We start from the raw sequence: 19411 nt of genomic DNA, 5'->3' as shown, positions 1-19411 counted from the left end.
TTTAAAATGATTCAGAAAATTCTAATTTTTTCCTTTGTTCTTTTTATGATCCAGTGCAATGACAATATGCAGCTAGAAAGTCCAAGCAATAATCAACCAATCAGAGATTTGATTGACAATAACGAAACAAATTCTACTTCCAATACTTACCGACAACCAAGCACAGTCAGTAGCACGAATTCCACAGGAGCAGCAGGAAATACGACAGCAGGTGCAGTAGGAACACCTCCCGCTTCGCCAGCAACAGGCTCGGCTACTGGCGGCTATTCGGGATATCCCACTACATCAGGATACTAGTCATTAACCGGTATCTTTTCATTTTGCTTAGGAAAAAATACTTTCTCTCAATAGTATTTTTTCTAGGAGCTTTAATACTTTCTACATCTTCTTTGCTTTCCGAAGTAAAAATTCCAGAATTAAGTGGAAGGGTGATTGACCAAGTTGGAGTTTTAAATCAAGACCAAGTAAATGCATTAGAGGAAAAACTAAAAAATCTCGAATCCCAAAAGGGATCACAACTAGCTATCCTGGTGATTCCAACTACAGATGGAGAATCGATAGAGCAATTTTCCCTTCGAGTAGTAGAAGAATGGAAGCTCGGAAGAAAAAAAATAGATGACGGCATACTCTTATTAGTCGTTAAGAATGACCGTAAAATGCGAATCGAAGTAGGCTATGGATTAGAAAGCGCCTTGCCGGATGTAATTTGCAAACGAATCATTTCCGAACAAATGCGCCCTAGTTTTAAAGCTGGAAATTATTATGAAGGAATTGATAAAGCAACAGACAGTATCATCAAACGAGTGAACGGAGAAGAATTACCCAAGCCAGATTCTGAGCCTAAGCAAGAACCAGATTCGATAGGTGATACATTGGGCGGAATTGCAACGATAGCTTTTTTAATTATAGTATTTGGCTCTTCCTTTGCCTCTGGATTTTCTTCCGGTGGATTCGGTCAGTGGTTCATTAGCGGAATATTTGCATTAGTCGGCGCAATCATTCAAATGGGTGTATTGGCAGCAGGAAATTTCTCTACTTTATTCATTCCCTTAGCGGGGATAATAAGCTTTATCCTGTTTTTACTCCTTATTCGCCTTTTTAGCAGACGCTCTAGTTGGGGTAGTTCTTCTTCTAGTAGTTGGTCGAGCAGTTCCTCTGATAGTAGTTGGAGTAGTTCATCGAGTGATAGCTTTGGCGGAGGCGGTGGAAGTTTCGGTGGTGGTGGTGCTTCTGGAGATTGGTAAAATTTTCTGCTTTCTTTTTAACCATCTCAATTAGAATTGCTTTGGCTTACTTATGAATAAAATATTCTCTTTTCTCTTTTGGGGTTTCGTAACAATCACTTCGATTCTTTTCTTTTTTATAGCGGTGGCTATTTGGAGTTTGTCGCTTATATTCGACAGAAAAAGAAAATGGCTCTTACATCAATTCACAAGCTTCTGGGCTTCACTCTATTCCTGGCTCAATCCACTTTGGATTTTGAAAATTTATGGAAGAGAGCATATTGATTCGAAGAAAACTTATGTTTGCGTATCCAATCATCAATCTCTTCTCGACATTCTTATTTTATTTCGACTCTTCTCTCATTTCAAATGGGTTTCCAAAATTGAGAATTTTAAAATTCCATTCATTGGATGGAATATGCGCTTGAATGATTATATCGAACTAGATAGAGGAAAAGTAAAAAGCAATGCAAAGATGATGAAAGATTGCGCAAAGACGATTGCGAATCAAAACTCAATCATGATTTTTCCAGAAGGAACTCGCTCTCTTGACGGTATTATGCGTGCCTTTAAACTAGGTGCATTTGAAATCGCAAAAGAAACAAAGACTGCAATTTTACCAATTGTAATCAAAGGCACAGCCCACGCTCTACCAAAAGGCGGAATCGAGCTACAAGGCAAACATCCTATGAGTATCACAGTTCTTCCTGAAATACCCTACAGCGATTTCGCATCATTATCCTCGGAAGAATTATGCGAACTAGTTAGAAATAAGATACAGGAAGAATTGGATAGGGTAAGTGGGTAATGAAAATTTGACACAGCCAGTAATAAAAAATTATTCTATACCAGCGCAAGTTCTTTGTAGGATTTAATTTCGCTTAGCTGCTTAGATATTTTACTTCTCGGATTTCGAATTCATCTTGAATGCCCATCCAAAATTCTACAGAGTTACCGAAGAACTTATACTGAACGCCAAAAGTAATTGCACATTTCTAACTCAAGAAAATGTGTTCGGTCTATACCAAACACTACTCATAGAAAGTCCTCGTGGAAATTTACTTTTTACGTTTGGTATATAAAATCGTAACGCAGTATCAACGGATATTCCGCGTTTGCCGTTGACAATTTCGTTGACTCTAGTTGGATTGATTTTTGTTTCCTTTGCGAGTCTATACGCAGAAATACCCATAGGAATTAAGAATTCTTCTGATAAGATTTCGCCTGGATGTATATTGGGTAATTTTTTCATTTTTCTTCCTTATCCATTCTCTCCTGGAGCTTTGCCGGATTTCGGCTCTTATGCCAAATACCAATAATCAAAAGCTTCATTCAAATCATTTTCGGCATCACGATTTAATTTGTATTTTTCGCCCAATCCTTGTCTCCATTCTTTGAATTACTTCTTCCATAGTATATTCGGGTTGCGGATTTTTCTCGTTAGCCTCAAGTCGTCGATCAATTTCAGCCTTATAAGCTCTGTCTATTTCGGGAGATAAAGAAAGGTCATCCTCTTTTTCTTCGTAAACAACAATTACTACTTTATATTTTCCAGGGCTTAGGTCTTTAGGAAGTGTAAGAATCGCTTCCCCAACTTCTTTCACATTGATTTGGGTTTCAATAGCTCTCATACTTTCATCCAAACATACTTCTACAAAAAAGGCAAATCATTTTTACGGCTTATACAAATACTTTCCGAAGTCTTCTTCAAACTTTGCCTTGCCGCCGGGGTAATGGATGTAGTGGTAGAAGTAATTGCCTTTAGAATAAGTTTGGATTTTATAATTTCGTAAAAAATCTTTTTGGAAGGTAGAGAAATTTTGATCTTGGGAAATATCGTAATCGTGCGGATAATTTAGAATTGCTTTTAGAAAAAGTTTTTCTGATTGTATCAATTGGTCTTCATTTTGAAATGAAAAACCAAAATGCTCTTCTTTACATTCAGTTCCATAATCCTGATGCCAACCAGCAAGATAAATAGCCGATGCTTCATCCTTAATAGACTCTGAAGCCATGCCCAAAAAAATCAGCGAATAAAATGCATAAACTCCGGTCGCAAATAATACAAATCCTTTGGGATTGAAAGTTATGAAATAATAAGCACTCAATCCTACATCCATTATGGAACCTGCAAGCAAAAATCTATTCGAATAAAACTTTCGCATATCTACTGCTTTTTGCGAAAGAACTTCTTCAAAGTTACAGGATTTATTTTTTACTGACTCTTTATCTTTTCTCGAATCATCTTTTACAATGCCAATGGATAAACCAGACAAAGCACACCCCTGAAACAAAAAACAAAAGATTAAGAGTAAAGAAATTTTTTTCATGAGCGGGTAATTTTTGTTATTCGTAAAATGTTTGACATTTTACGAGTAGGGGTTGAATATATTCAACCCCTACACTACGAATAAAATCTAAATTAAATTCTGTCAAATCGAAACCAACCAATTCGCATTAAGGAAAATAGATTTCTCACCTTCAACGTTCAACACGATGCTAACGCATCGACCACGTTGTCGAGTGGTTCGAAATGGCGGGGCTAAACCTTTTTAGACATTGAGATCCCCGATAAAAGAATTCGGGGATGACAGACAAAGCGCGATTAAACCGTCAAAAACAAACAATCGGTGCACATCGTCTTTCTCGGTGTCCATTCCCCCCTTCGCTCCAAGTATTCGCGACCTACGCCTTCGCATGGTAATCTTTTATTATCCCCCAAATACCCGCTTATACAAATCCGATTGCAGGATAGAGTTAGGATCAAACTTTGCTTTTAAAGCTTTGAATTTGTTGATGGCGTCTTTAGTGAGGTAACGCTCAGCGGTTTCGGGGCGTAATGTGCTGTCTTTGGCGAAATAGAATCTGCCTTTGTTTTTTAGAACAATTTCGTCTAGTTCAGAACACATCTTCCAGAGTTTCTCTTTGTTGCTTTTTGTTACAGGAAAATCCATCGCCATCGAGTAACCGTTGACGCTATGAGTAAAAAGAAATTGGTCTTTACGATGACGCTTGAATACAGCGAGAAAAGAAACGAATCCACGCTTTTGGCAATGGGTTAAAACTTCCGTCATTCCGGCTAACGCATTTTCCTCTGGAATAAAGACTTGGTATTGGATCATTGACCCAGGCTTGTAAATGAATTTCCAATTAGGAACATAGTCGAGTAGAAAAGCAAATTCTGCATGACCTTGCATATAGGGCTTTCTAGAAAGAAATCCTAGCGCATACTTCGCGTAATTCACAAGTCTCATTCCGAGAGAATTAGAAAACGGATATAGAAACATCCACATCCAAGACTTTGGTATTAAGCCAAAAAAAGTAGATGGAAGATTTTGTTTTTCTAATTTACAATTTGAAGGAAAATCTTTATCTTCCCCTGCTTTGAGATTATCCGCCCTATGAATCAAACCACGGCCAACTCCGTCACCAGAGCCAAATGCATCTACCCAACCAACTAAATAATCAGAATCAGGAAGATTTTTTTCAAATTCAGAAATCATTTCTTTTAAATTCTTTACTGGAATCGGGGTTACTTTCATTTTACCGGCGTAGATTTTTTTCATCTTGATTTTAATTTCAATAAAACAACCAAGCATTCCAAGTCCACTGATGAAAGTATAAAATAGTTCTTTGTTAGATTCTTTCGTGCATTTAATCAACTCCCCACTCGGAGTAAGAAAAGTAAACTCTATAACATGCTCTCCAATTGGTCCGACTGCAAAATTATTTTTCCCGTGTATATTCATGGAGAGTGCACCGCCTAACGTCGGCATCATAGTTCCACTTACAACGGGAGGCCAGAATCCTTTCTCGATACAATATTCCCAGAGTTGTTTTATCGTTACACCGGACTGAGCGGTTAATATACTAGTTGCCTCATCGAAGCTAAGTATTTTATTAAACTGCCCCATATCAACTACGAAGCCCGCATTGTTGATAGAAGCATCTCCATAACTGCAACCACCACCGCGAAAAGTAATCTTTGTTTTATTTGCAAGTGCATATGCGAATACATCTCGAATTTCTCGCTCTGTTCTTGGACGAAAGACTCGACTCAAAGAATAAAGATTCATTCCCCATGTCTCGACTTTTTCTGGATTTGTAATTGGAAAATAGATTGCTGTGTTTTCGTTCATGTAAGAGTCCTATACATTGAGTTTCTTGAAAATAAATGAGGGAATCATTCTTATTATGAGTCCGACTAATGCCCATCTTGCGGGGACGTAAATATTTTCTTTGCCGTTAGCCGCTGCTTTTAATATTATCTTTGCCGCTGTATTCGCCGAGATTAACCAGAATAAGCCTTGCATTCCTTTTGTCATATCAGTATCAATGAAGCCTGGTTTTACGGTTAATACTTGTATGCCTTTCCTTGATAAGCGATTGCGGAGACTTTCTAGATAAGTATTGAGTGCCGCCTTACTCGTGTTATACGCTGGACTACCGACACGTCCTCGGTCTCCTGCAATGGAAGAGATTCCAATTATCTTACCAGAATTTTTCTTTTGAAAAATTTCTGCTGCCGAATTCAGCCACGCTACAGCGCCGAGTGTATTGATTGTCAACATGCGAATGTCTTTTTCAACAGAGAATTCATCGATTGCAACTTTTTCTAATATTCCAGCGCAATAATAAATTTCATCTAGACCTTCCATGATTTTAACGGCATCTGCAAAAAATTTTGGAGCTTCTGCAAAGTGAGAAACATCATGTTTGATTATGCAGTATTTAGAAGAAGGAATTTCTGCAACTAGCTTATGTAACTCTTCTTCTCTACGTGCAATGAGTGTTACATAGGCTCCGGATTTTAATAACTCCTTCGCAATCTCAGCACCAATCCCGCTTGAGGCTCCAACAACGATAACTTTTTTTGACATGCTTAAATAGTCCTTATGGATACTAACAGCTAGAAAACTATTATCTGACAAGGAAAAATTTTCTATTTTCAGAAACTAAACGTTTGATTTTATGTAATTAACAAGAGGGCAAAATGGAATTTATCAAAGGAACTATTGATTTCATATTACACATAGATAGACATCTAGATGCAATTACAACCGAATACGGAACACTAACATACGTCATATTATTTTTAATTATATTTGCGGAGACAGGACTTGTTGTGACTCCTTTTCTTCCAGGCGACTCCCTTCTTTTTGCAATTGGTGCAATTGCCGCAAGAGGGACACTCGATGTATTTTTACTTTTCTTTATACTTGCGATAGCCGCAATTCTAGGTGATACGGTTAATTATTGGATTGGAAAATTCCTTGAGCCAAAGCTTGAAACAATTCATTTCATAAATAAAGATCATCTCAAGAAGACGCAAGATTTTTATGATAAGTATGGCGGTAAGACAATCATCATCGGGCGGTTTATACCGATTGTCCGCACCTTTGCTCCCTTCGTTGCCGGCATTGGCACAATGAATTACTCAAAGTTTATCATGTATAATATTGTAGGCGGACTTCTCTGGATTAGCATTTTTCTAATCGCTGGATACTTTGTAGGAAATCATCCTGAAGTTAGAAAAAATTTCACCTATGTAATTTTTGGAATCATCATTATCTCAGTAATGCCAGCAGTGATTGAGTATTTTAGAAATAGTAAGAAGACGGCATAATCATGAGAAGAAATATTGTTCATCCAGGAGCTGACGAATTAATTTACGAGATTCGTCAAATTGTAGGAGTTGGTAAACAACTCGAAAAGTTAGGAGTTCAAATTACTTGGGAAAATATTGGCGACCCAGTTCAAAAGGGAGAGCATATCGCCCCTTGGATCAAAGAGATTGTATCCAACTTAGTCCAGAAAGATTTAAGTTGGGCTTACACAGCAACGCAAGGAGCGGAAAACACGCGTAAGTTCCTAGCAGAAAAAGTAAATGAGCGTGATGGAGTTAAGATTACTCTTGATGATATTTTATTTTTCAACGGACTTGGTGATGCTGTTGCAAAAATTTTTGGTTTCATGAGAAGAGAAGCTCGTATCCTTGGACCAAGTCCTGCTTACTCTACTTATTCTTCTGCGGAAGCAGCTCATAGCGGCTACGAACATTTAACCTATGAATTAAATCCAGACAATAACTGGATGCCAGACATACAGGACATTGAAAACAAAGTCCGTTATAACGATTCCATCGCAGGGATACTGCTCATTAACCCCGATAATCCTACTGGCGCAGTTTACAGCAAAGAAATCATGCGAGAGATTGTAAAAATCTGTGAAAAATACGACTGCATTTTAATTTGTGATGAGACTTATGCGCATGTAAATTATTCTGGTTCTGGTTCCATTCATCTATCAGAAGTAATTGGCGATAAAGTCTGTGGAATGGCTCTTCGTTCTATTTCGAAAGAACTTCCCTGGCCTGGTTCGCGCTGTGGTTGGATAGAAGTATTTAATCGCAAGAATGATCCACTTTTCGAGCGGTATATAAAGACTTTGCTCGACGCAAAGATGCTAGAAGTATGCTCGACTACTCTGCCGCAAATGGCAATTCCAGAAATATATGCATCCCCAAAATTCATTCCTCACTTAAATGAGCGCAACCACAAATACAAAGAGCGTGCGCACAAAGCCGTGAGTATCCTCGCCAATACAAAAGGAATTCGTGTTGTTGAACCAAAGGGAGGATTTTTCTTAACTGTTCTATTTGAAGATGGAATTCTAAATGATAAGATGAGTCTTCCGATTGCCAATGCGGCTGCTAGTGATTACATCCAACCAATGCTAAAGAATATCGCAAACGATAGACGCTTTGTATTAAACTTACTTGCTTCTACAGGAATTTGTGTGGTTCCCATTTCTTCTTTTTGCTGTAATAAGGATGGATTTCGCGTAACGCTTCTTGAAGAAGATCCTGCTAAGTTCGAGTGGGTATTCACGACTATCCGCGACAGCATTAAAACATATCTAGGAACAGTATAAACAACTTTAACAGAGTAAGAGATGGTGTAAAAGCAAAAGAAAGGTGTCACATTATGTTGCTTCCCAAATAAGCAGCATTGAGTTGAGCCGCAGAGAACGCAAAGAGTATTGATTTCGCTAACGCTATTAACTCTATTCTTTGCACCTTCGCGGTTTTGTGTGAAAAAATCTTCTTTTTACACAACCCCTTATTAAAAATTCAAGAGAAAAAATAGAAAAGATTCTACATCGGCTTTGCGGTTAATAGATAACTCCGAACTAGTCCTAGACCTTTTACTTCCATATTTCCTCTATCTTCAAATTGAAATAAATGTTTAATCCGAATGTAGGTTGATTCTGAAACTTGGATTTGTCCTGGGAGTCCATGGGATTCCATTCTAGAAGCAGTGTTGACGCTATCACCCCATAGATCATAGATAAATTTCTTTTTGCCAATTACTCCCGCTACTGCAGCACCTGAATTAATTCCAATTCGAAGTTCTAACTGAACATTGTTTTTTTGTCTATAGTCGCGGATAACGTCTAACATTTCCAGTGCGAAACTTGCTATTTTTTCTACATGATTTTCATCAGGCTCAGGTAGACCGCCTACTACCATATATGCGTCGCCTATCGTTTTAATTTTTTCTAAATTGTATTTTTCTGCGAGATCATCAAAGCGAGAAAAGATTTCATTCAAAAGAGAGACTACGGAAACTGCCGGCATAGATTTTGACATTTGTGTAAATCCTACAATATCAGAAAATAGGACTGTGCAATCTTCAAATCTTTCTGCGATAGTATCTGGATTGTCCCTTAATTTTTTTATAATAGACAAGGGTAAAATATTTTGTAAAAGTTTTTCGGATTTGTCATGTTCGAGTCGCATGAAGGATTCTGTTTTCTGAAATGTAATATGAATGTAGAATGCAAAGCCTAATAGAATGATTGCGAAGGAAGCATCAGTGACGAAGCTAGCAATTTTTAATCTCTCAGGGGATTGTATCATTAACCCAATCATATCATCGTGCCAAAAGTCCAGCCCAATGAATAGTAAAAAGAGAAATCCTACTAAGCAATGCATTATTTTTTTTTGATGAGCGGGAAATAAGAAGTATGTGACAAGTGCTTCCGCTAATAAAAAGAAATGTGCTCTTGCTTGATTTCCTTGTAAAAATGCTAGCATTATTAAATAGCATGTTGAGATGAAGAATAAATAGATTCGGGCAAACAGAATTTTACCGCAAGCGTTAAATGCAATTGTCAATGGTAAGAGAAACATATAAGCAAGAGAAAAATAAATATAGAGGCTTGGAACTCCAAGAGAAATAACTGTTAGCAAATTTAAAAGAGTAAATACCGGAATAAACAAGGAAAGTGTATTGATTAAAACGACATGTTTATGCTCGGTGATATCTGACAGATAGAGAACACCCTGATAGGCGAGTTGATTCCAAAGTAGTTGTAGCATATTTTTATTTTTAGCATCTATGTCATTTTTCAATCAAAAAAACTAGATTTGTTTTTGTAAAAACAGTTTGCAGGTTTTAGCTTCTCTAAAATGATTATCATTGTGCAAACATTACCTACAATCTATCCATGCAAAACCAAAGAAGAACTCTGTAAGCAAGTTCTAGAAGTCAATCAAGCTCTTGTCAATTTCTACAAAGAATTACCGGACGATGTTTTTACTGGTGATGCAATTCCCGATGGATGGAGTGTTCGTAGAAATATGAAACACGTTATCAGCACAAATAATATTTTTGCTAAATGGTTCGGGCTTCCTACTTATATCTTGAAGCTTCGCGGAAAACCAAAAGCCAAGCAACCCACGATAGAACAACTCGATCCAACGAATCGACATGGTATAACAAGCTATGGAAAGTATCAAAAAAATAATTCCTTTAATGCACAAGAAAAAGCTAAGCTTCTTCAATTGATCTTAGTATCTGCAGAAAAAGTAATTAGACAAATTTCCAAACGTTCTGAAGAAGAGCTAGATTCTCTTTCAGGATTATTTGGAGGTGGAAGTCTTAGAACATTTTGCTATTTTCTTTTAAAGCACAATGTCCATCACACCAATGTAGTTCGAATGCGATTAGAAGACTAATTATTTATTCACTTTGTGTAAGGTGAGTCATTCGTTATTCGAGTTCGATCATTATATTTTTATTCAAATATTTCTTAACTGCTTTTTTGTTTGTTATCTTGTTATTCGTGAGATCTACAAATTTAATCTCCGGCAAATTATCAATACCCTCAATCTTAGAAATATGATTATTGCTTAGGTCAAGTGTTTCCAAATTCACAAGAGAGTCGAGACCTTCGATCTTAGCAATTTTGTTATACCAAAGTTTTAGAATTTTTAATTTACTTAGATTTGCTAAACCTTCAATTCTTTGAAATTTACAAACTCCTAGTTCTAATTCTTCTAAATTTCTCAAATTATCTAGATTTTCAATTCTTGATAAATCATTTTCGTAGACGTGCAGTATACGCAGATTAACCAGATATTCCATATTCTCTAATTTTAAAATTTGATTTCGATGTAAGTATAATTCTTCTAGATAAGTCAGTGAATTTAGATTTTCAATTTTAGTAAGCTTGTTGTCGCCTAGTTCTAGTTTTTTTAAGCTTTTCAAATTTTCTAGACCTTCAATTTTCGAAATTTCGTTCATGCTCAAGTCTAGTTTCTCAAGATTCTTTAAGTTTTGTAATCCTTTTATTTTATGAATCTTGTGTTCTCTGAGAGAGAGAACTTTTAGATTGGAAAGATTTTCCAGACCTTGCAATTGACTAATTTGTGTAATTCCTTCATCGCCTGAGATAATTAAAACTGTAAGCCCTGTCAGAGTGGATAATAGAGATAAGTCATTAAATTCTGTAAGATGCAATTTTAATCCAATAATTCTACCCGAAACTGGATCATAGGAAATTTGATTTTCATCTCCTAATTCCATTTTCTCTAAATTGGAGACATTTTTTACGTCTGTCTGCGATATATGCGCATTTTTTAAAATTTCCGCAAGGGCAGTTCTGTCACTCTTAGCATCTTCGGCTGCCGAAAGATGAGTCCATAGAAATGAAAAAATGAAAAAACTAAAAAGAATACGCATAGGTGCTCCTCAAAAAAAGATTGTTTCAGTGTGAATCATTTTTAAATTTAATCCCATATGTATTTAAGGGAGAGTTTTTTTTTCGCAAAGCATTTTCAATTCAATTGGGTAATATATTTAAATAGACTTAAATAATTTTGCAATCATTAAATATCGAAGTGATAAAAAAGAATAGTTTTCGATTATTACTTGTCTTACTCAAGAGTTTACTATTAGACTTCCTGAAAAAATCTTCTTGCCAAAAAATTTTATGTCCCTTTTTACTTTCCTATGAACTATTTATCTGATAAATTTAATTTCGAAAGAAGCCTAAACGATTTATCCAAATTATTAGAAAGCGCAAAGAGTAAAAACAATTTTATAGATTTAACTTCTTCAAATCCAACGTTATTTTTCAAATATGAGGAGTCTCTCATTCGCTCTGCTTTTACGGAAGCGTCTTTTTTTCCATATGAGCCTGATCCACAAGGAATCGAAAAAGCAAGATTGGCACTTGTAAAATACTATGAAGAGAAGGGAAGAAAAATGGATGTGCGAAATTTCTTTTTTACCTCTGGCACTTCGGAGGCGATGAGTTTTGTGTTAAAAGCAATTGCAAATCCTGATTCTGAAGTTCTATTGCCTACTCCCGGTTATCCTCTCTATGATTTTATTTTTAATTTGGAGAACTGTAAAGCAAAGAATTATTCAATCATACCTCAGAGAACGAATCTATCCAATCAGCTTTTGTGGAGAATAGATTTTAAAAGTCTCAAAGAAAATATCAATGAAAATACAAAGGCGATTGTCATTGTAGAGCCACACAACCCAACAGGCTCTAGATTAAATCGAGAAGATGCGGCTAATCTTATGTTAATCGCTAAAACAAATAACTTAATACTAATCGTGGACGAAGTCTTCTCTGATTACTTTGAAGGCTATTACAGTGTTAATCCATATGAAGGGGCTAATTGTATTTATCTCAATGGCTTGTCTAAGACGCTTGCTTTGCCTCAGATGAAGCTATCCTGGATTTACCTCACAGGCAGTTCTATCTTTGTAGGGCAAATGAAAGAAGCTTTAGAAATAATCTCTGATACGTATCTTTCGGTAAATATTCCCGTGCAGGTAGGATTGGAAACATTTCTCGAAACATCTCTTAAAATACAAAGTCAAATTCAAAATCGAATTAAAATAAATTCTCTACAAATTGCGGATCTATTGAAAGAACAAAATGGCATTGAATTCTTTTTGCCCGATGGAGGTTGGAATATGATATTGAAGTTAAAGGAGCCATGGGAAGACGAAGAATTTGCATTTCGTTTATTAGAAGAACGAGGAGTGTATGTGTATCCCGGATATATGTTTGATATGCCTGATAGCAGTTATATCGTGATTAGCCTCATCCTGTCTACGGAAATGATCGAAGAAGGAATGAGGCGAATTTGTTCTTTGCTCAGCCTAGACTGATTTTAAGAATTCCTTGGCAGGCTTACGAAATAAACCTATTAGATTTACAAAGTATACGAAAAGCATAATGCCAATCGTCAAAGCAAAACTAATCAGCAATTCATTGACTGGGATGATATACCTAAGATTTAAGAAATAAGTGGATAATATATAGTTTGCCCCGAGTGATAGAACCAAAGAACAAAGAAATGCATAAACTCCTACGAAAACTGCCTCTATTAAATACATGCGAACTACAAAACTAGAAACAGCACCAATCACTCTCAGCAAAGAAGTTTCTTCTTCTCGTTGTCGCTTGGTTGAATAGAGAGAGGAAATTAAAAGTAAAATGGCAGATACGATGATGAAAGATGTCATAAGACCGATAATGCTCGAAACTTTTTCTAGAATAGAAGTGAAATTTAAAATTGCTTTCTCTACATCAATCACCGTAATATTGGGAGCCTTTGCGATTAAGTCTTTTTGAAATTGATAGCGATCTTCTGAACTTTCCAAAAGAAATGCGCTGATATAATAAGAAGGTGCCGATTCTAAATTACCCGGTGAAAACACAACTACAAAGTTTGGCTTCATGTCTGCCCAATTCACACTGCGGGTATTCGTTATTTTCCCCGAAATTTCAATTCCCTGCACGTTGAATTGAAGTGTATCACCGAGCTTAACGCCGAGTGTTTTAGCAAATTCATATTCGACAGAAATTTCATCCTCTCCCTTATTTTCCCAGAATTTTCCTTCTACGATTTTTTCTGTATCATAAAGCTCTTTTCTATAAGACAAGAAATATTCCCTGGTTCTTGCTGTCGAGCGCCAATCTCGTTTAACCGCATCCTTCTCAGTTTCTTCTTTATTGATTGGCTTGTTATTGATACTTGCTAGTCTTGCTCCGATGACAGGTGAAGTTAAAATCTGCTTCGATGGAAACTTTCTTTGTATTTTCTTTAGATCGGCTAATTGCTCTGACCGAATATCAATAGCGAATACATTGGGTCTACGCTCCAATTGGTTAATACCGCTTAAACTCAATAGGCTTGTTTTTAATATAAGGGATAAAAGTAGAATCGTTAATGCTGAGCCGATTCCAATTATCGGAAGAGCCAAGCCGCTACCTGTTTGATTTATTTTCTTTAAGACAAGCCGAAACGAATTACTAAAAATTCCAAGCTTCAAAAGTTGCAGACTTAGAATTCTAAATAATTGATAGAATATGCTCAAGATAATTGGGAGTAAAAGTATTACTCCGCTTAAAATAAAACCTTTTAAGAACCCACCTGTTTCATAGCTTGCAAGTAAAAAGAATAAAATATAAATTGCGATTACTTCTATTAATTGTAATAGATCTGGGATAAAACGAATTTTTATTTTGTCGTCTAACTCGGATCGAATTGCATACAAAGGACTAAGCCTGCTGATTTTTAAGATAGACTCAAGACCTATGATAAGAGGAACGAGGATACCAATGAATATCCCCCAGACTAAAGATTTTATGTTTATATTGGGTTTGATTTCGGCAAGAAAATCAGAACTAGTCAAATCTGGAATGTAAAATTGAATGAAGTAACCTACGCTGACTCCAATCAATGTCCCAATTGCAGAAAGAAAAAAGATTTCTCTCAGAAAAATAGAAATATTCCAATAAGAGGAAGCACCGAGACATTTTAAGACAGCAATTTCCGAAGTCTTTTCTTTGAGTCGTGTTCGAGTAGAAATGAGTATAGAAATACATCCTAGAAAAAAAGCGGATAATCCGAGTAAGCTCATGTAATCAAAAGTGCTATTGATAAACCTCTGAGAGCCTGATCCGATTTCTGTATTGTGGTAGAGAGTTAAATCTTTGTTGATAAATGTTTTAAAATTATCTTCTTTGAATTTCTTTGAATCAAGTCCATTTGGCAATGCAACTAGAACATTGTATCGGATTCTGCTTCCTCTCGCTTCCAGTCCTGTTTCTTTTAAACCGCTCGGTGTAATGATAGCGGTAGGCGCCATAGATGTAAAGCTTCCAACAGAGCCGGGCTCTTTTTTTACAAATCCTTTCAGTCTGAATTTCTTATTTCCAATAAAGACCGTATCTCCAAATTTAAGTTTTAAATTTTTAGCGAGAGTCTCATCTAAAAGAACTTCTTCTTTTTTGAGAGTTCTGAACAATCCGGCAGGACTTGTTTGCACTTCACCGTATAACGGGAAGTATGCGTCAAGAGCCTTTACTGTTGCAAGTGACGTTTCCTTGGAAGGAGTGTAAATCATTGAGGCAAAATTTACCGAGTAAGAAAGCTTTGATTCATTTGGAAGATTTGCTTTTATAAATTCTTTTGTTTCTTCTGAATAAGCTGACGGGGATTCAACCATAAGATCTCCCCCCATGATTGTGCGAGACTCTTTTCCAATTGCTTCATATAGATTTTGTTTGTAAGAATTGATTCCCACAACAGAACCAACTCCAATTGCAACAGCCAATATAAATTGAAATGAATACGCCGGTCTTAAAAATATTTCACGAAGAATTAATCTAGATTTGAAAGACAACTTCATTTCTTTCCCTTCTTTTTGGATTTAGTAATGGGCTTTTGAGTTATACGCACATTACCCGTTCTTTGTTTAATTTCTCCGTTCTCCATTTCTAAAATTCGATCGGCAAGGGCGGCAACTTTGGGATCATGAGTGACAACAATCAGGGTAGAATTATTTTGTTTGTTTAGAGCGGTTAACATATTCATAACCGCATTTCCGTTTTTAGAATCTAAATTACCGGTTGGTTCATCGGCAAATAGAATTTTTGGATTGTTAATGAAAGACCTAGCAATGGCTACTCGCTGTTCTTCTCCGCCGGATAATTGCGATGGAAAATGACTGACTCTATGCTCCAAAGAAACTTTTTCAAGTAAGCTCATTGCCTTTTGTTTGATTTCTTTTTCGCTTAACTTAGTTGAGATAATTAGAGGAAGGGAAACGTTTTCTATTGCGTTTAACGTTCTTACCAATTGGAAATTTTGAAAGATAAAGCCGACTTTCTCTGCTCTTAATTTTGCAAGCTCATCTTCACTCAAGCCACCCATTTTCACTGAATCTAAAATTACATCACCCGTATCGGCTCTGTCCAGACCGGCTGCGATTCCGAGTAGAGTGGATTTTCCTGATCCAGACGGACCCATGATTGCAACAAATTCGCCCTGCTCGATTTTGATATTTATATTTTTTAAAACGTGAAGGGAATGCTCGGACGAAGTATAATTTTTATTGATATTGATTAGTTCTAACAAGGATAACCTCGATTATTTCTTTAAAATGCTGTTAGGTGAGACCAAATTCCAGTCTGAAAAGTTCCGAGATAATTTCTACAATTTAAAAATAGAAATCCTTGCCAAATGCAGTTATCTCATTATTTTGCTGAAATATGATAAAGATTAAAGAAATGGTTGCTCGCTTTTTTACATTCAGAATACTCTGGGATTTATTTATGATTCAGGCTGTGATTTTAAATCTAAACTTGATTGTTTTTGATTTAACATACCTCTCTCTCAGACCTTATTACTTATCGCATTTACCTGCTGTGACAAGATTTTATGATCCATTTCTTGGAATTGAGCCTCACCGAACCACAGAAGACTATTTAAAGCTAGTAGATGAATACTCTCGCATTGTGGCTACTCCAGATTCGCCGGAAAAATTGGAAGCAGTTCAAGTAATTTCTCAAAAATTAGTCGACCAGTCTATTAAAATTGTGGATGAAAATCCATTTGAGAAAGCGGGGCTAATGGCAAATCTCCAGCAGTTGAAGGATAAAACAAAGAAAAAGTATGAAGAGGAAACAGGCATTAGCCACGAAAAATCTTCTTCTAAAGAGGCTTTGAAGTGGTATTGGACTTACAATCCAAACAATGCACTAGATCATATCAAGTATTTTCAAGAAGAAATTTTTCCTTTAGTAAATGCAAATTACTATAGGCAATATGGATTGAATGGAAAATTAAAAGATGATTTTTTAAAACTGGATTTACCTTTCTTTTTATTATTCTTAATAGAATTTTTGGTTCAATGGTTTTTAGCTATTAAAAATCGAGTTTATGTTGCTTGGTTTTTATATCCTATGTATCATTGGTATGATGTATTGGGTTTAGTCCCGTTAGCCGAGTTTCGTTTCTTCCGATTATTCCGTGTTGTCTCTATGTATATTTTATTGAAGAATAGCAGTCTTACAAATGTGGGCAATGATATATTTACCCGAACCTTTACTTACTACACCAATATCATTAAAGAAGAATTAACTGATATGGTTACAGTTCGAATTCTTACAGAGATGCAAGAAGAAATTAAATCAGGAGCATCTATCAATTTAATTACTTCCGCAGTAGAAGCAAGACGCGAGCAATTAAAGAAGCTTATTATTGATAATGTTAAAAAAGGAATTGCGAACCCAAAGGCGAATGACATGATTCGTAAACTTCTGGCGGAAGCGTTAGTCAGATCGTCTAATACCGCTTCAACGCTACACCTAGTTCCTGCAGTGATTAAAGAAACCATTACAAAAGACATTGGCTTAGCTGTATTTGATTCTGTAAATGAAGTCATTATTTCTAAATTAACAGGCGAAAACGGAGAAGAAAATATCAATCTATTGATAGATAATGTCTTAGATGATGTGATCTTAGGCTCACAGGACAGCGAATTCAATAAGCTCAGTGAAGACATGACTGTTGAAATTATCGAGAATATGAAAAAAGCAGTATCTGTTAAGAAATGGGTCAAAGCCAAAATATAATTAAAAGAGAATAAAATGAATATTTTTTTAAAGATCATTCAACTACTATTTGTGGGAATATTACTGTTAGCCTTTGAGATATTCCCTGATAAAATCGAATTAAAGCCCGGAGTTCAAACATTATGCTTACCTAAAGATGCATCTGTGGTTACACTTACTTTGCCGCCCTGCACTAACAAGATTCCAGTAGATGTGTATACACCGGAAGATAAAAAAGTTGTTGCTGATGTTCTTGTATTGAATGGATGGAGTTTTCCAAGAGATGATTGGCAAAAGAAAACTAGAATCTTAAAAAGTGGAAAAGAAAAAGGATTCCGACTTATTTTTCCAGAAATGGGAAAGACGAATTACGAATCAGATTATTTTCCAGAAACAAAATTAAAATGGTCAACTACTCCCGGCGGGAAATGGGTGAGGGAAATTCTAATTCCTTCTTTTCAGCAAAATGGAATTTTAATAAAAGGTGGAAAGAATTTTGTAATGGGATTGTCAACCGGTGGACGGGGTGCGGCTATTCTTGGTTATACGAAACCCGATATTTTTTCCGCTGCAGCCTCCATATCGGGAGACTTTGATCAAGCTACTATGCCGAAAGATCGCTTGATGACGGGCTCTTACGGTTCTTATGAAGAAAACAGAGAGCGTTGGGAAACGGTAGACAATGTTCACCGAAATGCAAAGGAATGGAAAATACCGATTTACCTCGGACATGGACAAGCTGATAAAATTTCTCCATTTATTCAAACTAAAAATTTCTATTTAAAATTGAAAGAGCTTCATCCAAATTTAAAGATGATTTTTAATGATCCCAAAGATGCAGAGCATGATTATAAGTATTGGGATTCAGAAGTAGATCCAATCTTTCAATTTTTTTCTAGTATTAAATAAATTACTAACTCACCTTATGCAAGAGAATAAAACCCTGTTTTTTTATCCCAATAACGCCCCCCCGCGCCCCCGCGGGCCGGGGGGGCCGCGCCCGCCCGGGGGGGGGGCCCCCCCGCGGGGTAACCCCCCCGAGTAAAGGCTTTGTCCTGAATAATTTCCCGGTGGATCATAATTGCATCCGTAAATAATTCCACCACCGTTAGAACAAACAACACCTGCGCATCCTATTTTTGTGGAATTTTTCCATACAACTTGCGTATAGTGACCGCAAACTTTTCCGGAAGCGCAGGAATTTGTAGCGTAGGTATAATTTGGTTTCTCGTCATACCATGCGTTCGTTGCGGCTACTGCGGTGTAGCCGGAAGCACTTGACCAAGCAAGATTTTCCCCATAGCCAGGATTCGTTGGTCCGGCTGTATGACTCATTGTGCAATTATTGCTATTTGCGAGAAAGGTAACTTTTCTGAGCGCATAATCAGCAACAGTCGCATCCCAGGTTAAGTTAGGCAAACTGGCATTTTCCTGTGCTCGCAACTTGTTATGCTCATTTGTGATTCCAGAAACGGAAGTAGCTTCGGCGGCAGAGTTTGTGGAGCTAGTGGGAGAGTTGGAAGTTGAGCCTGCTGAAAAACTTACACCGCTCTTGGATGCAATGCCCAGTCCGAGTAATACCATATTCTGGCTATATTTTTTGCGAGTCTCAGTAGACTTGCATTCTGATTTCAGAAGGTCAGATGGGCATTCCATAATATTTTGAATGCAATTCGTAAATGTAAATAAAGTGAATAAAATAAATAGTTTTTTCATACTTTGTCTTCTCTTTCATTAATGTTTTTAGACCTCTAGATTAATTCAATCAAAAATCTATAATTCTATTGAACCTAAGAAGTCTTGGTTATATTTATGTTATCCGCTCAAAAGGTGAATGAAATTCATTGCATTTTTAAATGTGATTTTATTTTCTTCTGAAAGTCTATTCCATAAAAATTAAACTATGAAAATAAAAAATATTTACAGCCAATTATAGATTGTATTTGTAGTAGCTAAGAATTTTATAAAGAACGGTT

The 19411-nt window shown here is 36.3% G+C and carries 19 protein-coding genes; 9 read left to right on the top strand and 10 right to left on the bottom strand.

Features of this window, described 5'->3' with window-relative positions; translation table 11 throughout:
- The first annotated feature begins 6 nt into the window (after positions 1–6).
- Genes IPH52_02475 through IPH52_02465 form a run of 3 tightly spaced genes read left to right on the top strand, consistent with a single transcriptional unit; the run spans position 7 to position 2031 of the window.
- Positions 7–297 (top strand): hypothetical protein, encoded by a 291-nt coding sequence (locus IPH52_02475; GenBank protein MBK7053907.1) that lies wholly within the window; start codon positions 7–9, stop codon positions 295–297.
- A 20-nt stretch (positions 298–317) separates the two neighbouring features.
- Positions 318–1244, top strand: coding sequence for a YgcG family protein (locus IPH52_02470; protein MBK7053906.1), 927 nt, complete (start codon positions 318–320; stop codon positions 1242–1244).
- A 52-nt stretch (positions 1245–1296) separates the two neighbouring features.
- Positions 1297–2031 carry a 1-acyl-sn-glycerol-3-phosphate acyltransferase gene (locus tag IPH52_02465; GenBank protein ID MBK7053905.1) on the top strand — a complete coding sequence of 245 codons (735 nt, stop codon included), beginning with the start codon at positions 1297–1299 and terminating at the stop codon, positions 2029–2031.
- Between the two features lie 192 nt (positions 2032–2223).
- Here IPH52_02465 and IPH52_02460 read toward each other — a convergent pair whose 3' ends face one another.
- The 5 genes from IPH52_02460 to IPH52_02440 form a co-directional block, all read right to left on the bottom strand.
- Complete coding sequence (locus tag IPH52_02460) at positions 2224–2475, bottom strand: HigA family addiction module antidote protein (protein ID MBK7053904.1); 252 nt, start codon at positions 2473–2475, stop codon at positions 2224–2226.
- Between the two features lie 97 nt (positions 2476–2572).
- On the bottom strand, positions 2573–2854 hold the full coding sequence (locus IPH52_02455; protein ID MBK7053903.1) for a hypothetical protein: 282 nt from the start codon (positions 2852–2854) through the stop codon (positions 2573–2575).
- A gap of 42 nt (positions 2855–2896) precedes the next feature.
- Positions 2897–3553 (bottom strand): hypothetical protein, encoded by a 657-nt coding sequence (locus IPH52_02450; protein MBK7053902.1) that lies wholly within the window; start codon positions 3551–3553, stop codon positions 2897–2899.
- Positions 3554–3934: 381 nt separating this feature from the next.
- Positions 3935–5362 (bottom strand): FAD-dependent oxidoreductase, encoded by a 1428-nt coding sequence (locus IPH52_02445; protein ID MBK7053901.1) that lies wholly within the window; start codon positions 5360–5362, stop codon positions 3935–3937.
- Positions 5363–5371: 9 nt separating this feature from the next.
- On the bottom strand, positions 5372–6103 hold the full coding sequence (locus IPH52_02440) for an SDR family NAD(P)-dependent oxidoreductase (GenBank protein MBK7053900.1): 732 nt from the start codon (positions 6101–6103) through the stop codon (positions 5372–5374).
- 113 nt (positions 6104–6216) lie between these two features.
- Between IPH52_02440 and IPH52_02435 the strand changes: the two genes are divergently transcribed.
- On the top strand, positions 6217–6849 hold the full coding sequence (locus tag IPH52_02435) for a DedA family protein (protein MBK7053899.1): 633 nt from the start codon (positions 6217–6219) through the stop codon (positions 6847–6849).
- Positions 6850–6851: 2 nt separating this feature from the next.
- Positions 6852–8156, top strand: coding sequence for a pyridoxal phosphate-dependent aminotransferase (locus IPH52_02430; GenBank protein ID MBK7053898.1), 1305 nt, complete (start codon positions 6852–6854; stop codon positions 8154–8156).
- Between the two features lie 223 nt (positions 8157–8379).
- Here IPH52_02430 and IPH52_02425 read toward each other — a convergent pair whose 3' ends face one another.
- On the bottom strand, positions 8380–9606 hold the full coding sequence (locus IPH52_02425; protein ID MBK7053897.1) for an adenylate/guanylate cyclase domain-containing protein: 1227 nt from the start codon (positions 9604–9606) through the stop codon (positions 8380–8382).
- A 90-nt stretch (positions 9607–9696) separates the two neighbouring features.
- Between IPH52_02425 and IPH52_02420 the strand changes: the two genes are divergently transcribed.
- Positions 9697–10245, top strand: coding sequence for a hypothetical protein (locus IPH52_02420; protein ID MBK7053896.1), 549 nt, complete (start codon positions 9697–9699; stop codon positions 10243–10245).
- A 34-nt stretch (positions 10246–10279) separates the two neighbouring features.
- Here the strand turns inward: IPH52_02420 and IPH52_02415 are convergent, their stop codons facing one another.
- A complete protein-coding gene (locus IPH52_02415) occupies positions 10280–11251 on the bottom strand; it encodes a leucine-rich repeat domain-containing protein (protein ID MBK7053895.1) in 972 nt (323 codons plus the stop codon).
- Between the two features lie 270 nt (positions 11252–11521).
- Here IPH52_02415 and IPH52_02410 point away from each other — a divergent pair, with 270 nt between their 5' ends.
- Positions 11522–12700, top strand: a complete 1179-nt coding sequence (locus IPH52_02410; protein MBK7053894.1) for a pyridoxal phosphate-dependent aminotransferase — start codon at positions 11522–11524, stop codon at positions 12698–12700.
- Here the strand turns inward: IPH52_02410 and IPH52_02405 are convergent.
- Entirely contained in the window at positions 12692–15229 is a 2538-nt protein-coding gene (locus IPH52_02405) for an ABC transporter permease (GenBank protein MBK7053893.1), read from the bottom strand. The genes IPH52_02410 and IPH52_02405 overlap by 9 nt on opposite strands.
- On the bottom strand, positions 15226–15957 hold the full coding sequence (locus IPH52_02400) for an ABC transporter ATP-binding protein (GenBank protein ID MBK7053892.1): 732 nt from the start codon (positions 15955–15957) through the stop codon (positions 15226–15228). The genes IPH52_02405 and IPH52_02400 overlap by 4 nt, the downstream gene beginning before the upstream one ends.
- A 134-nt stretch (positions 15958–16091) precedes the next feature.
- Between IPH52_02400 and IPH52_02395 the strand changes: the two genes are divergently transcribed.
- Positions 16092–17456, top strand: coding sequence for a hypothetical protein (locus tag IPH52_02395; GenBank protein ID MBK7053891.1), 1365 nt, complete (start codon positions 16092–16094; stop codon positions 17454–17456).
- A gap of 15 nt (positions 17457–17471) precedes the next feature.
- Positions 17472–18344 carry a prolyl oligopeptidase family serine peptidase gene (locus IPH52_02390; GenBank protein MBK7053890.1) on the top strand — a complete coding sequence of 291 codons (873 nt, stop codon included), beginning with the start codon at positions 17472–17474 and terminating at the stop codon, positions 18342–18344.
- A 42-nt stretch (positions 18345–18386) separates the two neighbouring features.
- Here IPH52_02390 and IPH52_02385 read toward each other — a convergent pair whose 3' ends face one another.
- Positions 18387–19151, bottom strand: coding sequence for a pathogenesis-related family 1 protein (locus tag IPH52_02385; GenBank protein MBK7053889.1), 765 nt, complete (start codon positions 19149–19151; stop codon positions 18387–18389).
- Between the last annotated feature and the right edge of the window lie 260 nt (positions 19152–19411).

This window comes from Leptospiraceae bacterium (assembly GCA_016708435.1).
Lineage (GTDB): Bacteria > Spirochaetota > Leptospiria > Leptospirales > Leptospiraceae > UBA2033.
Note: the sequence above shows the minus strand (reverse complement) of the source record. Positions and strands in the feature narration are given on the sequence as shown.